Annotated in this window: 13 protein-coding genes; 7 read left to right on the plus strand and 6 right to left on the minus strand. The window is 65.9% G+C overall.

Annotated features, from left to right (window positions below; translation table 11 throughout):
• Positions 1-108: 108 nt before the first annotated feature.
• The 3 genes from KTJ87_RS04395 to KTJ87_RS04405 all read right to left on the minus strand — a co-directional run bounded on the left by KTJ87_RS04395 (position 109) and on the right by KTJ87_RS04405 (position 3,365).
• Positions 109-1,392, minus strand: a complete 1,284-nt coding sequence (locus KTJ87_RS04395) for an O-acetylhomoserine aminocarboxypropyltransferase/cysteine synthase family protein (protein ID WP_267137842.1) — start codon at positions 1,390-1,392, stop codon at positions 109-111.
• Positions 1,393-1,545: 153 nt separating this feature from the next.
• Positions 1,546-1,992 carry an SgcJ/EcaC family oxidoreductase gene (locus tag KTJ87_RS04400; RefSeq protein WP_267137843.1) on the minus strand — a complete coding sequence of 149 codons (447 nt, stop codon included), beginning with the start codon at positions 1,990-1,992 and terminating at the stop codon, positions 1,546-1,548.
• Positions 1,992-3,365 (minus strand): FAD-binding oxidoreductase, encoded by a 1,374-nt coding sequence (locus KTJ87_RS04405; protein ID WP_267137844.1) that lies wholly within the window; start codon positions 3,363-3,365, stop codon positions 1,992-1,994. Before KTJ87_RS04405 ends, KTJ87_RS04400 begins: the two co-directional genes overlap by 1 nt.
• An 85-nt stretch (positions 3,366-3,450) precedes the next feature.
• Between KTJ87_RS04405 and KTJ87_RS04410 the strand changes: the two genes are divergently transcribed.
• Positions 3,451-5,139, plus strand: a complete 1,689-nt coding sequence (locus KTJ87_RS04410) for a chloride channel protein (RefSeq protein WP_407650462.1) — start codon at positions 3,451-3,453, stop codon at positions 5,137-5,139.
• A 16-nt stretch (positions 5,140-5,155) separates the two neighbouring features.
• On the opposite strand, the gene KTJ87_RS04415 is transcribed toward KTJ87_RS04410, so the two are convergent.
• Both KTJ87_RS04415 and cobT read right to left on the minus strand, forming a co-directional pair.
• On the minus strand, positions 5,156-5,500 hold the full coding sequence (locus KTJ87_RS04415) for a DUF427 domain-containing protein (protein WP_267137846.1): 345 nt from the start codon (positions 5,498-5,500) through the stop codon (positions 5,156-5,158).
• A gap of 88 nt (positions 5,501-5,588) precedes the next feature.
• Positions 5,589-7,463: a cobaltochelatase subunit CobT gene (cobT, locus tag KTJ87_RS04420; RefSeq protein ID WP_267137847.1), complete on the minus strand. Its 1,875-nt coding sequence runs from the start codon at positions 7,461-7,463 to the stop codon at positions 5,589-5,591.
• Positions 7,464-7,749: 286 nt separating this feature from the next.
• On the opposite strand from cobT, the gene KTJ87_RS04425 reads away from it, so the two are divergent.
• Positions 7,750-8,340 carry an NADPH-dependent FMN reductase gene (locus KTJ87_RS04425; RefSeq protein WP_267137848.1) on the plus strand — a complete coding sequence of 197 codons (591 nt, stop codon included), beginning with the start codon at positions 7,750-7,752 and terminating at the stop codon, positions 8,338-8,340.
• A 48-nt stretch (positions 8,341-8,388) separates the two neighbouring features.
• Here the strand turns inward: KTJ87_RS04425 and cobS are convergent, their stop codons facing one another.
• Positions 8,389-9,378: a cobaltochelatase subunit CobS gene (gene cobS, locus KTJ87_RS04430; RefSeq protein ID WP_267137849.1), complete on the minus strand. Its 990-nt coding sequence runs from the start codon at positions 9,376-9,378 to the stop codon at positions 8,389-8,391.
• 169 nt (positions 9,379-9,547) lie between these two features.
• Here cobS and KTJ87_RS04435 point away from each other — a divergent pair, with 169 nt between their 5' ends.
• The 5 genes from KTJ87_RS04435 to KTJ87_RS04455 all read left to right on the plus strand — a co-directional run bounded on the left by KTJ87_RS04435 (position 9,548) and on the right by KTJ87_RS04455 (position 13,595).
• Positions 9,548-10,090, plus strand: coding sequence for a sigma-70 family RNA polymerase sigma factor (locus KTJ87_RS04435; protein ID WP_267137850.1), 543 nt, complete (start codon positions 9,548-9,550; stop codon positions 10,088-10,090).
• Positions 10,087-10,767 carry an anti-sigma factor gene (locus KTJ87_RS04440; protein ID WP_267137851.1) on the plus strand — a complete coding sequence of 227 codons (681 nt, stop codon included), beginning with the start codon at positions 10,087-10,089 and terminating at the stop codon, positions 10,765-10,767. The genes KTJ87_RS04435 and KTJ87_RS04440 overlap by 4 nt, the downstream gene beginning before the upstream one ends.
• 110 nt (positions 10,768-10,877) lie before the next feature.
• Positions 10,878-11,438 (plus strand): fasciclin domain-containing protein, encoded by a 561-nt coding sequence (locus KTJ87_RS04445; RefSeq protein WP_267137852.1) that lies wholly within the window; start codon positions 10,878-10,880, stop codon positions 11,436-11,438.
• A 136-nt stretch (positions 11,439-11,574) separates the two neighbouring features.
• Positions 11,575-12,063 (plus strand): peptide-methionine (R)-S-oxide reductase MsrB, encoded by a 489-nt coding sequence (gene msrB, locus KTJ87_RS04450; protein WP_267137853.1) that lies wholly within the window; start codon positions 11,575-11,577, stop codon positions 12,061-12,063.
• A gap of 116 nt (positions 12,064-12,179) precedes the next feature.
• Positions 12,180-13,595, plus strand: coding sequence for a cytochrome ubiquinol oxidase subunit I (locus KTJ87_RS04455; RefSeq protein ID WP_267137854.1), 1,416 nt, complete (start codon positions 12,180-12,182; stop codon positions 13,593-13,595).
• The last annotated feature ends 4 nt before the right edge of the window (positions 13,596-13,599 follow it).

Genomic DNA, 13,599 nt, shown 5'->3' on the forward strand with positions numbered 1-13,599 from the left:
CGTCATCCTTCGGCAAGGCAGTGCAGAGCAGATTGCCCGATGTGCTAGCGCCTTGCACAAGATTTGTCGAGAATCGTGCGCCCCGCCCTGCCTTGCCGTTTCTGACCGTCAGCCGCTCGCCTTGGCCAGCGCCTGGTCCAGATCGCGGATCAGGTCGTCCGCATCCTCGATCCCGATCGAGAACCGCACCACGTTCGGCGCGGCCCCCGCTGCCTTCTGCTGCTCTTCGGACAATTGCCGGTGGGTGGTCGAGGCGGAATGGATCACGAGGCTGCGGGTATCGCCAAGGTTGGCGACATGGCTGAACAACTCGAGCGAATCGACCAGCTTGATGCAGGCGTCATAGCCGCCCTTCAGCGTCACGGTGAACAGCGATCCCGCGCCCTTGGGGCAGATCGCCGGAACCCGGCTGTTCCAGGGCGAGGATGGCAGACCGGCATATGTCACCGCCTCGACGGCGCCGTGGCCTTCAAGCCAGGTGGCCACCTTCACCGCGTTGGCAACGTGCTTTTCCATCCGCAGCGACAGCGTCTCGATACCCATCAGCGTGTAATGTGCCGCCTGCGGGTTCAGGGTCATGCCCAGATCGCGCAGCCCGATGGCGATGCCGTGGAAGGTGAAGGCAAGCGGCCCGAACGTCTCGTGGAACTTCAGCCCGTGATAGGCGGGCTCGGGCGCGGACAGCGACGGGAACTTGTCCGAGGCGGACCAGTCGAAATTGCCCGAATCGATCACCACGCCGCCGGTGACGGTGCCGTTGCCGGTCAGGAACTTGGTCAGCGAATGCACCACCAGCGTGGCGCCATGCTCGATCGGGCGGCACAGGTACGGCGTGGCCGAGGTGTTGTCGACGATCAGGGGAATCCCCGCCTCGTTGGCGATCGCCGCGATGGCATCGAGATCGGTGATGTAGCCGCCCGGGTTGGCGATCGATTCGCAAAAGATCGCGCGGGTGTCCTCGTCGATCGCCGCCGTCACCGCATCGGTATCGTCGAAGTCGACGAAGGTGGCGGACCAGCCAAAGCGGCGGATGGTCTGGCTGAACTGGGTGACGGTACCGCCATAGAGCCGCGTCGAGGCGACGATGTTGCGCCCCGGGCCCATCAGCGGAAACAGCGCCATGATCTGCGCCGCATGGCCCGAGGAACAGCAAACCGCGCCCGCGCCGCCCTCCAGCGTCGCCAGACGCTCCTGCAGCGCGGCGACGGTGGGGTTGGTCAGGCGCGAATAGATATAGCCGACCTCCTGCAGGTTGAAGAGCGCCGCCGCATGGTCCGCGTCGCGGAACACATAGGCCGTGGTCTGGTAGATCGGCACCTGCCGCGCGCCGGTGGCCGGATCGGGCCGCGCGCCCGCGTGAACCTGCAGCGTGTCGAAACCGTAATCGCTCATGGGATCGTCCTCCTGTTCCTGTCGCCCGGCAGGCTAGTGCGCGCGTGCGAGTCGCACAATCAGACGACACGCCCTGCTCATCTTTGGTCCATAAATACCTCCAGGGGGGTCTGGGGGGACAGCGTCCCCCCAGCCGTGGCCGCGCGCGCACGCCTATCCGCGATAATCCGTCGCCGCCAGCCCCTCCGCCCCCGCCACCTGGGTCTCCGCCCCCGGCACGATGTCGGTGTTCTGCGCCGAGACGCAGAGCCAGCCGTCGCCGCGCCGTTCCATCACGAAGGACAGGATCGTCACCCGCCGGCCCGCCGCGGTTCCGTCCGGCGCGCGCTGGCCGGTGAGGATCATGCGCGCATGGACAACGGCAGCGTCCCCGCCGATCCGCCGTGTCTTGACGCGGCCCAGCACAAGGCGCGTGTCCGCGAAGAAGCTCTGCAGCGCGTAGCCATGCGCCCGCCCGATGGCGGCGCGGTCCTGCCACCAGATGCCGACGACGTTGACGAAATCGGCGTCCTGCACGAACAGCGCCGCAATGGCGTCGCCGTCGCGGGCCATCCAGGCATCGCGGAATGCGGGCGCGACATCCTCGGGCGCGGCCAGCATCAGCCCTGCCGCACCAGCTTGCCGGGGTTGAGGATGCCCGAAGGATCAAGCGCGCGCTTGATGTCGCCCATCACAGACCACGCCTCGCCGTGTTCGGCGCTCATGTAGCCCAGCTTGCCCATGCCGATCCCGTGCTCGCCCGTCACCGTCCCGCCCATCCGCAGCGCGCGCTCGGCCATCCGCGAGGAAAGCGCCTTGGCGGTCTCGATCTCGGTCGCATCGGACTTGTCGACCAGCAGGATCGCGTGAAAATTGCCGTCGCCCACATGGCCAAGGATCGGCCCCATCAGCTCGCTGGCGGCGATGTCGGCGGCGGTTTCCTCGACCGCTTCGGCCAGCTTCGAGATCGGGACGCAGATGTCCGTCACCACGCCGCCCGCGCCGGGGCGCAGCGCAAGGCAGGCGTAATAGGCGTTGTGGCGCATCTTCCACAGGGCATTGCGTTCCTCGGGTTTGACGGACCAGCGGAAACCCGTCGCGCCGTGGCCTTGGGCGATCTCGCCAAAGGCCGCCGCGTCGTCCTCGACGCCGCGGGCCGAGCCGTGGAATTCGATCATCAGATGGGGCGCGGCGGGGAAATCGACGCCCGCAAAGCTGTTGAACGCCTTCGCCGTCGCCGCGTCGACAAACTCGATCCGCGCCATCGGGATGCCGGTCTGGATCGTCTCGATCACCGCATCGACTGCGGGGCCCATCGCGGGGAAGGCACAGACCGCGGACGAGATCGCCTCGGGCTGGCCATGCAGCTTGAGCATCAGTTCGGTAATCAGGCCCAGTGTGCCCTCGGCGCCGACAAAGAGGCCCGTCAGGTCATACCCGGCCGAGGATTTGCGCGCCCGCGTGCCGGTGCGGATCACCCGGCCATCGGCCAGCACGACCTCCAGCCCAAGCACGTTGTCGCGCATCGTGCCGTAGCGCACCGCCGTGGTGCCGCTGGCCCGCGTCGAGGCCATGCCGCCCAGCGACGCGTTTGCGCCGGGATCGACCGGAAAGAACAACCCGGTATCGCGCAGGGCGATATTCAGCGCCTCGCGCGTGATGCCGGGCTGGACGGCGCAGTCCATGTCCTCGGGGTTGACCTGCACCACGCTCGCCATGTCGCGGAAATCGACGCAGAGGCCGCCGTTGATCGCCGAGGTGTGACCTTCCAGCGAGGTGCCCGCTCCGAATCCGATCACCGGGCAGCCGTGGCGGTGACAGATCGCCATGATCCGCGACACGTCGTCGGTGCTGGCGGGATAGGCCACGGCATCGGGCGGGGCGGGGGCGAACCAGCTTTCACTCGCCCCATGCGTGTCGAGATCGGACTTGGAACGGGAAAGCCCTTTTCCTAAAAGGGTTTCGAGCTCTGCCAATGCGGCCGCTATGGTCATGGCGGGTTCCTCTTCTCCGGACGGATGGACCCTATGCCAGCCGGGTGGTCCGGAAAAGGGCGTCGCAGGGTCCGCAAGCGGAGAGATGATGGCACAGCCGGACGGGTTCCTTGCGCGCACGCTGACCGAGACGCGCAGCGGGCTGGCCGAGACCTGGCGCATCCTGCGCATCAAGGGGCCGGGACAGATCCAGTTCTGGTTCATCGCGCTGTTCATCGGCATCGCGGCAGGGTTTGCCGCGCTTGGCTTCCGCCTTGCGGTCGAGAGGTTGCAGGCGTGGGTCTACGGCACCGAGGATGTGTCGCTTCTGCATTCCTTCGCGACCACGTTGCCGTGGTGGATGGTGCTGGCGATCCCTGTTGCGGGCGGGCTGGTGGTGGGGATCATCCTCAACAGTGCCACCGATGACGGGCGCGTGCGGTCGGTCGCGGACGTGATCGAGGGCGCCGCCCTGCGCGACGGCCGCGTCGAGAAGAAGGCGGGCATCGCTTCGGCGCTGTCGTCGATGATTACGCTGTCGACGGGCGGGTCCACGGGGCGCGAGGGGCCAGTGGTCCATATCGCGGGGCTGATCGCAAGCTGGGTGTCGAACCGGATCAACGCCGACGCCATCACCGGACGCGATCTTCTGGGCTGCGCGGTGGCGGCGGCGGTGTCCGCTTCGTTCAACGCGCCCATCGCCGGGGCGCTGTTCGCGCTTGAGGTGGTGTTGCGGCATTTCGCGGTGCATGCCTTTGCGCCCATCGTCATCGCCAGCGTCGCAGGCACGGTCATCAACCGGCTGGAATACGGCGGTGTCACGGAATTCACCCCGATCACCGAGGGCACGCTGGAGTTCTACGTCGAGTTGCCCGCTTTCCTGATCCTGGGCCTGATCTCGGGGCTGGTCGCTGTGGTGTTGATGCGCGCGATCTTTGCCGCCGACGACCTGGCCAGCGCCTTTCAGGCGCGCACCAGGCTGCCGCGTGTCCTGCGCCCGGCCCTTGCTGGCCTGCTTCTGGGGATGATCGCGATCTGGTTCCCGCACATCATCGGCGTCGGCTATGAGACCACATCGCGCGCACTGGTGGGCGATCTGGTGTTCCACGAAGCCTTCGTGTTCGTCGCGATCAAGATCGTCGCCGTGGCGATCACCATGGCGGGGCGCATGGGCGGGGGGGTGTTCTCGCCCTCGTTGATGATCGGGGCGCTGACGGGGCTGGCCTTTGGCATCGTCGCCACCAGCCTGTTCCCCGACGTGTCGGGGTCCGAGACGCTGTATGCCCTTGCGGGGATGGGCGCGGTCGCGGCGGCGGTGCTGGGGGCGCCAATCTCGACGACGCTGATCGTGTTCGAACTGACCGGAGACTGGCAAACCGGGATCGCGGTGATGGTGTCGGTGTCGATCTCGACCGCGCTCGCCTCGCGGCTGGTGCACCGGTCGTTCTTCCTGACACAGCTGGAACGGCGCAACGTGCACCTTGCCGCCGGTCCGCAGGCCTATCTTCTGGCGCTGGTGAAGGTGTCGATGATCATGCGCGAAAAGGGCAATCCCGGCATGGCGTCAGAAGACAGGTGCCGCGAATTGATCGAACAGGGGATCTACCTTGGGTCGGCCGCCACGCTGGAACGGGCGATGCCGATGTTCGAGGAGGCGGGCGTCGCCTTTATCCCCGTTGTCAGCCCCGGAGAAGCGGATACCGGCCCGGTGCTGCGCGGGGCGTTGTTCCAGATCGACGCGCTCAAGGCCTACAACCGCGCGCTGGCCGCAACGGCGGCGGAGGAGCACTCCTGAGCCGCCGCGCGCGTGCCTACAGCTGTTCGACAGCCACCCGGTCGCTGGAATAGAAGGCAAGATGGCCCGCGATGGCCGCAACGCCGTCTTTCGGGTTCTCATAGCTCCAGGCCGCATCTGGGATCGTGACGCTTTTCGTGACGATCGAGAAATATTTCGCCTCGCCCTTCCAGGGGCAGGTCGTGCGGCTGTCGCTTTCATCCAGAAACACCATGCCCACGTCATCGCGCGGGAAATAGATGACGAAGGGATGATCCCCCTCGGTAAGCTCGATCGCGTTGCGGCTTTCGGCGATAACGGCACCGCCCGCGCGCACGACCCAGGTTCCTCCGGCATTGCGAGTCTTGATGTGGTCGGCCATGGGGTTCCTCCGGTGACGTTCTGCACAGCTTACGCCGATTTGTATCAGTTTCCTGACGAAACTGCATTCAGTCGGGCCGCGAACCGCATCAACTGGCCCGGCGCATCCCGAACATCTTGGCTTTGGCGCGGGGGTCCTTGTCGAACAATGTCGCCAGTTGCTCGGTCATCGCACCGGCCAGTTGCTCGACATCGGTGATCGTCACCGCGTGATTGTAGTAGCGCGTAACGTCGTGGCCAATGCCGATTGCGATCAGTTCCACCATCTTGCGGCGCTCGACCATGGCGATCACGTCGCGCAGGTGTTTTTCAAGGTAATTCGCGGGGTTGACCGACAGCGTGGAATCGTCGACCGGCGCGCCGTCCGAGATCACCATGAGGATCTTGCGCGCCTCGGGACGGCCCAGCATCCGGCGGTGCGCCCATTCCAGCGCCTCGCCGTCGATGTTCTCTTTCAGCAGGCCCTCTTTCATCATCAGGCCCAGATTTTCGCGCGCACGGCGCCACGGCGCGTCGGCGGTCTTGTAGATGATATGTCGCAGGTCATTCAGCCGTCCCGGCATCTGCGGCCGCCCGGCGTGAAGCCATTGTTCGCGCGCCTGGCCGCCCTTCCAGGCGCGGGTGGTGAATCCCAGGATCTCGACCTTGACGCTGCACCGTTCCAGCGTGCGGGCCAGAACGTCTGCGCAGATCGCGGCGATGGAAATGGGCCGCCCGCGCATCGAGCCGGAGTTGTCCAGAAGAAGCGTCACCACGGTGTCGCGGAACTCGGTGTCCTTCTCGACCTTGAACGACAGCGGCGTCGTGGGGTTCGCCACCACGCGCGCGAGCCGTCCGGCATCGAGGATGCCTTCCTCACGGTCGAATTCCCAGCTGCGGTTCTGCTGCGCCTGCAGGCGGCGCTGAAGCTTGTTGGCCAGCCGCGACACCGCGCCCTTCAGCGGGTCGAGCTGCTGGTCGAGATAGGCGCGCAGGCGTTCCAGTTCCTGCGGCTCGGCCAGATCCTCGGCGCGGATTTCCTCGTCGAATTCCTGGCTGTAAACCTCGTAGTTGGGATCGGCGTCGGAAATCGGCTGCGGCGGCGGAGGCTCCATCGGGCTGTCGCCCTCGGGCATCTCGGCATCCTCGGCCGATTCCATGTCGGCCAGATCGTCCATCGACACCTGCGCCTGGCTTTCGTCCTGCTGCTGCTCCTGGCTTTGCTCGGGGCTGGCCTCGGTGTCGTCTTCCTCGTCCTGGTCGTCGCCGCCGGTCTGGTCGGGGCTGTCGTCTTCCTCGTCGCTGGCGCTGTCGTCGGTCTCGTCGTCCTCGGCGTCGGGGTCGTCGCCAAGCTGGTCGCCGTAGCCCAGATCGTCGATCACCTGCCGCGTGAAACGGGCAAAGGCGGCCTGGTCGTCCAGCGTGTCCTGCAAGCCGTCCAGCGTGCCGGAGGCCTGGCCTTCGATGAATTCGCGCCACAGTTTCAGGACGTTGTCGGCGCCCTCTGGCAGATCGCGCCCGGTGGCGAGGTTGCGCACAAGGTATCCGGCGGCAACCGAAAGCGGCGCCTCGGACGCCTCGGTGATCTGGGCATAGCCTTTGCGCATCGCCTCGTTGCCGATCTTGGCGTCGATGTTCTTGGCGGTGCCGGGCATGTCGCGCGCGCCCATCGCCTCGCAGCGGGCGGTCTCCATCGCGTCATAAAGATCGCGCGCCATCTGGCCCTGCGGCGAGTAGCGGTTGAACGTGCCTTCGTCGTGATACTTGCGCCGCATGGCGAAGGCGTCGGCGGTGCCGCGCGCCAGAAGCACCTCGTCCGCCGTCATCCGGCGCGACACCTGCGGCAGGCGCAGCGCGTCGTTGCTCATCCCCGGCGGATCGACCGAATAGGTCACGTTCAGCTCGGCATCGTCGGCAAGCACGCGCGTCGCCTCGGCGAGCGCCTTCTTGAACGGTTCGGCTGGGTTGTCGTCGCGGTTCGCCATGGCCTTCAGGATATTTCACCACATCGCAGGGGCGGCAAGGGGGGAGCGGTCATTTAGATCTCGGTGCGGGGGGGCAGGGGTGGGGTTCGGCGCGGGACGGGGCAAGCCCGACCGTCCATCCGCACCGACGCGCCGCCCGCCCGCGCCGGGCAAGGTGGCGAGAGTTGACGTCCTGTGTGTGCGGAGAAGCACATGGTCGACGCTAACATCGGGCGTGTTGTGCGACCATATGGCAGATACCGGTGCGGGGCCCGCTCCTGTCCGGCCCCTTGCAGGAGAACGACACATGACCGCCACTCCCCGTATCGCCATCATCATCGGTTCGACCCGCGAGACGCGCTTCGCCGACACGCCGGCTCAATGGATGCTGGAAACCGCCCAGGCACGCGACGACATGGACTTCGAACTTGTCGATCTGCGCGACTACGACCTTCCTCTGTTCAACGAGGCGGCGTCGAACCTGTGGGCACCGTCCGCTGATCCGCGCGCGGTGAAATGGCAGGAAAAGCTGGCCGAATTCGACGGCTACATCTTCATCGTCGCGGAATACAACCGGTCGATCACCGGCGCGCTGAAGAACGCGCTGGATCAGGCCTACAAGGAATGGAACCGCAAGCCGATGGCCGCCTTCGGCTATGGCGGGCTGGGTGGTGCGCGTGCGGTCGAGCATTTGCGGACGATTGCGGTCGAGCTGCAGATGGTGCCATTGCGCAACGCCGTTCATCTTGGCGGCGGCGAGCTGATGAAGGTGCATCCGATGGGTGGCGGCGCCGGGACCATGGCGGATGTTGCGCCTGTACTGATCCCCAGCGCGACCGCCATGCTGGACGAGCTTGCCTGGTGGGCCTACGCGACCAAGGTTGCACGCGCCGCGTAAAGCGCGCGCACCGCCGCCCCCGCTCCGCGGGGCGGCGGTTCCGACGATCTAGCGCCGCCCGGCCATGCTGACCGCGCTTTCCGGCAGTTCCTCGTCGAAACAGCGCTGGTAGAACTCGGCGACCGTCTGCCGCTCCAGCTCGTCGCACTTGTTGAGGAACGTCACGCGGAAGGCATAGCCGACGTCCTTGAAGATGTCGGCGTTCTGCGCCCAGGCGATCACGGTCCGGGGGCTCATCACCGTGGACAGATCGCCGTTCATGAACGCAGTGCGGGTCAGGTCGGCGACCGTGACCATCTGGCTGACCTCGCGGCGCCCCGCCTCGGTGTTGAGGCCCGGGTTCTTCGACAGCACGATGCCGACCTCGGCGTCGTGCTCGAGGTAGTTCAGCGTCGCCACAAGCGACCAGCGGTCCATCTGGCCCTGGTTGATCTGCTGGGTGCCGTGATACAGGCCCGTCGTGTCGCCAAGGCCGACGGTGTTCGCGGTCGCGAAGATGCGGAAATAGGGGTGCGGCTCGATCACCTTGTTCTGGTCCAGAAGCGTCAGCTTGCCGTCCACTTCCAGCACGCGCTGGATCACGAACATCACGTCGGCGCGGCCCGCGTCGTATTCGTCGAACACGATGGCTGTCGGGTTGCGCAGGGCCCAGGGCAGGATGCCTTCCTGGAACTCGGTGACCTGCACGCCGTCCTTGAGCTTGATCGCGTCCTTGCCGATCAGGTCGATCCGGCTGATGTGACTGTCGAGGTTCACCCGGACCGCGGGCCAGTTCAGCCGCGCGGCGATCTGTTCGATATGCGTCGATTTGCCGGTGCCGTGGTAGCCCTGCACCATGACGCGGCGATTGAATTCGAAGCCCGCTAGAATCGCCAGCGTCGTGTCGGGGTCGAACCTGTAGGTCGGATCGAAGGTCGGAACCCGTTCGCTCGGTTCGGCGAAGCCATGCACCACCATGTCGGTGTCGACGCCAAAGACGTCCCGGACAGACACTTCCTCGGTCGGTTTCGCCTCAATATCAATCATGCCGTCCGTCATGTCGTCCTCTTTCGGGGAAAGATCGCCTGTCGGCAGGGGACCTGCCGGTTCCGCAGCGTTGTGAAAGATATCTTGCAGGAGGTCAACGTCACGGGCCGATTTCCCCACCCGGGCGCTGGACCGCACCCCGTCGCCTGCTACACTGACGCGCAGGCAATCGAGGCAGGGCATGTCGGACACGGCGCATATCGAGGTTCTCATCTCCCGGGTGGCGCTGCGCGACCGCAAGGCGTTCAGAGAGCTTTACGACCGCACCAGCGCGAAACTTTTTGGCGTCTGCCTGCGTGTCTTGAGCAACCGGGCAGAAGCCGAAGAAGCGCTCCAGGAGGTCTACATACGCATCTGGCACAAGGCCGACCGCTATACGGCGGGCGGATACAGTCCGATGACGTGGTTGATTACCCTGGCACGCAATCTGGCGATCGACCGCGTTCGGGCGCGCAAGGCGCAGACCGAGGATATCGACGAGGTTCACGATCTGGCCTCGAGCGATCCGACGCCCGAAGCGGCGTCCATCGCGAGATCCGAGGCCGACCGCATTTCTGGCTGTCTGGGCGAGCTTGAGACGGATCGCGCCGCCGCCGTGCGGGGCGCGTATCTGGACGGGCTGAGCTACAAGGAGCTGGCCGATCGGCACGACGTCCCGCTCAACACCATGAGGACCTGGCTGCGGCGCAGTCTGCAACGATTGAAAGAGTGTATGAGTAGATGACCGACGCCCAAGACAAACGCGACGACGAGGTTCTCGCCGCCGAATACGCGCTTCACCTGCTGGAGCCGGAGGAACGCCGCGCTTTCGAGGACCGCCTTGCCGGGTCGCCGGACCTGTTCGCGCTGGTGCGGGCCTGGGACGAGGATTTCGTCGGAATGGCCACCGGCTTTGCCGAGACCGCGCCGTCCGCACGGGTGAAGCGCGCGATCGAGAAGCGGCTGTTCGCGGATGGCACCCGGCGCGGCTTTTCGCTGATGGGTCTGCTGGGCGGCGCGCTGGCGGCTGCGGCGGTTGCCTTCGCGCTGTTCATCGCGCTGCCGCTCACCACCCCTGAACCCGACGCCGACTACGCCGCGACCATCGCGGCCGAGGACGGCAGTTTCGCGGTGCAGGCCTCCTATGACAGCGCTACGGGCGCCTTGACGCTGGAGCGCCGCGCTGGCGAAGCGCCGCCCGGCCGCGTGCTGGAGTTGTGGCTGATCGCCGAAGGCGCGCCCGCGCCGGTGTCGTTGGGCCTGTTGCCAGAGGCGCAGACCGCATCGGTGGTCCTGCCCGGCGAGATCCGGCAAGCGGTGCTGAGCGGAACGCTGGCGATCTCCGAAGAGCCGCCGGGCGGTTCTCCCACCGGCGCGCCCACCGGGCAGGTGCTGGGCGCAGGAGCGGTCACGTCGCTGTGATGACACTGTGATCGAGGCGTGATGCGAAGGCGGAAACTCTGCGTTTCCGCCTTCCGTGTCTTCGGATGTCCATCGGGCAGATTGGCCCGAGAACCAGAGGAGGACACCCAATGCTTCGCACTCTCGCGACAACCGCACTCGCCCTGACCCTTTCCACCGGCATCGCTTCGGCTGCTGCACATGGCAACCCGACCGTTGGCGGCGCCGAGATGTCGGCCGAGATGAACATCATCGAGAACGCGGTGAATTCGCCCATCCACACCACGCTGGTTGCCGCCGTCCAGGCCGCCGGCCTCGTCGAGACGCTGCAGGGCGAAGGCCCGTTCACCGTTTTCGCACCCACCGATGACGCGTTCGCCAAGCTGCCCGAAGGCACCGTCGAGACGCTGGTGATGCCCGAGAACAAGGACACGCTGACCACCATCCTGACCTGCCACGTTGTCGGCGCGGAAGCGATGTCCGATGCCATCGCAGGCATGATCGCCGACGACAGCGGCGCGCACATGGTCGAGACCCTGGGTGGCTGCATGCTGACCGCCGAAATGGACGGCGAGAACATCACGCTGACCGACGAGCAGGGCAATGTCGCAACCGTGACCATTGCCGACGTCAAGCAGTCGAACGGCGTGATCCACGTGATCGATACCGTGATGCTGCCGGCCGCGATGTAATCGCACCGGCTCCGAGAGCGGCCGCAGCAATCCCCGCCAACGCTGCGGCCCTGGCGCGCCGTCCGGTGACTTTGAAAACCGGGCGGCGCGTCGCCATTTAGGCTATGATTGGCGCCACCGACCACAGGAGACCGATATGAACCGCAGAGGATTTCTTGGCACCGCCGCCGCAGGCCTTGCAGGTCTTGCGGGCTCCCGCGCTGCATATGCCGCGACCGATGCCGATTATGTCACCGTCCGCCGGACCGAAGCAGAATGGCGCGCGATGCTGACAGATGACGAATACGCCGTCCTGCGCAACGAGGACACCGAGCGCGCCTATACCTCGCCGCTCAACGACGAAAAGCGCGAAGGCACCTTCCACTGCAAGGGCTGCGACCTTCCGCTGTATCCGTCCAACACGAAATACGACTCCGGCACCGGCTGGCCGTCGTTCTGGGCGCCGCTGGACGGCGATCCGGTGCGCACCAAGCGCGATTTCGTCCTGCTGATCCCGCGCACCGAGGTGCATTGCCGCCGTTGCGGCGGGCATCTGGGCCACATCTTCAACGATGGTCCCCAGCCCACGGGCGAGCGCCATTGCCTCAACGGTCTCGCGCTGACCTTCGAGCCCGCCAGCGCCTGACCGGATCGCGCCCGATACAGCGCGCAATGACAAGGTGACGCGGGCCGCTGAAATGAGCGGTCCGCGTCATATCTTTACCCTCGGGAACAGCAGATGCATTCTTGGGGTTATGAGCCATGGAGACTTTTCTAGGATTTGAAGCGGTGATGCTCGCCCGGATCCAGTTCGGGTTTACGGTCGCCTTCCACTTCATCTTCCCGGCCTTCACGATCGGCCTTGCCAGCTATCTGGCCGTTCTCAACGCGATGTATCTGCGCACTCGCGACGAGACCTATCTCAAGCTGTTCAACTACTGGGTCAAGATCTTTGCCGTGTCCTTCGCCATGGGCGTCGTGTCGGGCATCGTGATGTCCTACCAGTTCGGCACCAACTGGTCCGTCTTTTCGGATCGCGCGGGGCCGGTGATCGGGCCGCTGATGGCCTACGAGGTGCTGACCGCCTTCTTCCTCGAGGCCGGTTTCCTTGGCATCATGCTGTTCGGGCGCAGCCGCGTCGGCCCCGGCCTGCATATGCTGGCCACGCTGATGGTTGCGGTCGGCACCGCAATCTCGGCCACCTGGATTCTCAGCGTGAACAGCTGGATGCACACTCCCGCCGGGTTCACTGTGGGCGAGAACGGCCAGTATCTCCCTGAGAACTGGCTGGAAATCATCTTCAACCCGTCCTTCCCCTACCGGCTCGCGCATACACTGACGGCGGCCTACCTGACGACGGCGTTCATTGTCGGCGGGGTCGGGGCGTGGCACCTGCTCAAGGGCCGCTATGGCAACATGGGCGTGCGGCGGATGTTCTCGATGGCGATGTGGATGATCGCCGTCACCGCGCCCCTGCAGATCGTTCTGGGGCACGAGCATGGCCTGAACACCTACGAATACCAGCCGACTAAGGTGCTGGCGATGGAAGGGCATTTCCAGAGCTACGAGGACGGCGAGGGCATTCCCCTGATCCTGTTCGGTATCCCCGACCAGGAAGCGGGCGAGATGCGCTATGCGGTGGAGATCCCCAAGATCGGCGGGCCGATCCTGAACAAGGGCTGGAACGACGGCATGGCCGGGCTCGACACCGTGCCGGACGAGCTGGAACCGCCGGTTGCGATGGTGTTCTGGTCGTTCCGCATCATGGTCGGCATCGGGTTCCTGATGCTCGGCGCAGGGCTGTGGGGGCTGTGGGCGCGCTGGCGCGGACAGCTTTATGAACAGACCTGGCTGCACCGCGCGATGCTGGCGATGGGGCCCTCGGGGCTGGTCGCCGTGATCGCAGGCTGGATCACCACCGAGGTCGGGCGGCAACCTTACGTCATCTACGGCGAGATGCTGACGGCGGATGCCGCCTCGCCCATCGCGGCAAGCGCCGTCGGGGCGTCTCTGATCGCGTTCATCGTGATCTATTTCGCGGTGTTCGGCGCCGGTGTCGTCTATCTTTTGCGCCTGATGGGCAAGCCGCCCAAGCGCAGCGAGGACGATGCGCGCGACATCGACGGCCCGATCAGAACCGCCGGCATCATGCCCGGCGCCCAATCCCCGGCGGAGTGACACC

This window comes from Anianabacter salinae (assembly GCF_019061145.1).
Taxonomy (GTDB): Bacteria; Pseudomonadota; Alphaproteobacteria; order Rhodobacterales; family Rhodobacteraceae; genus Anianibacter; species Anianibacter salinarum.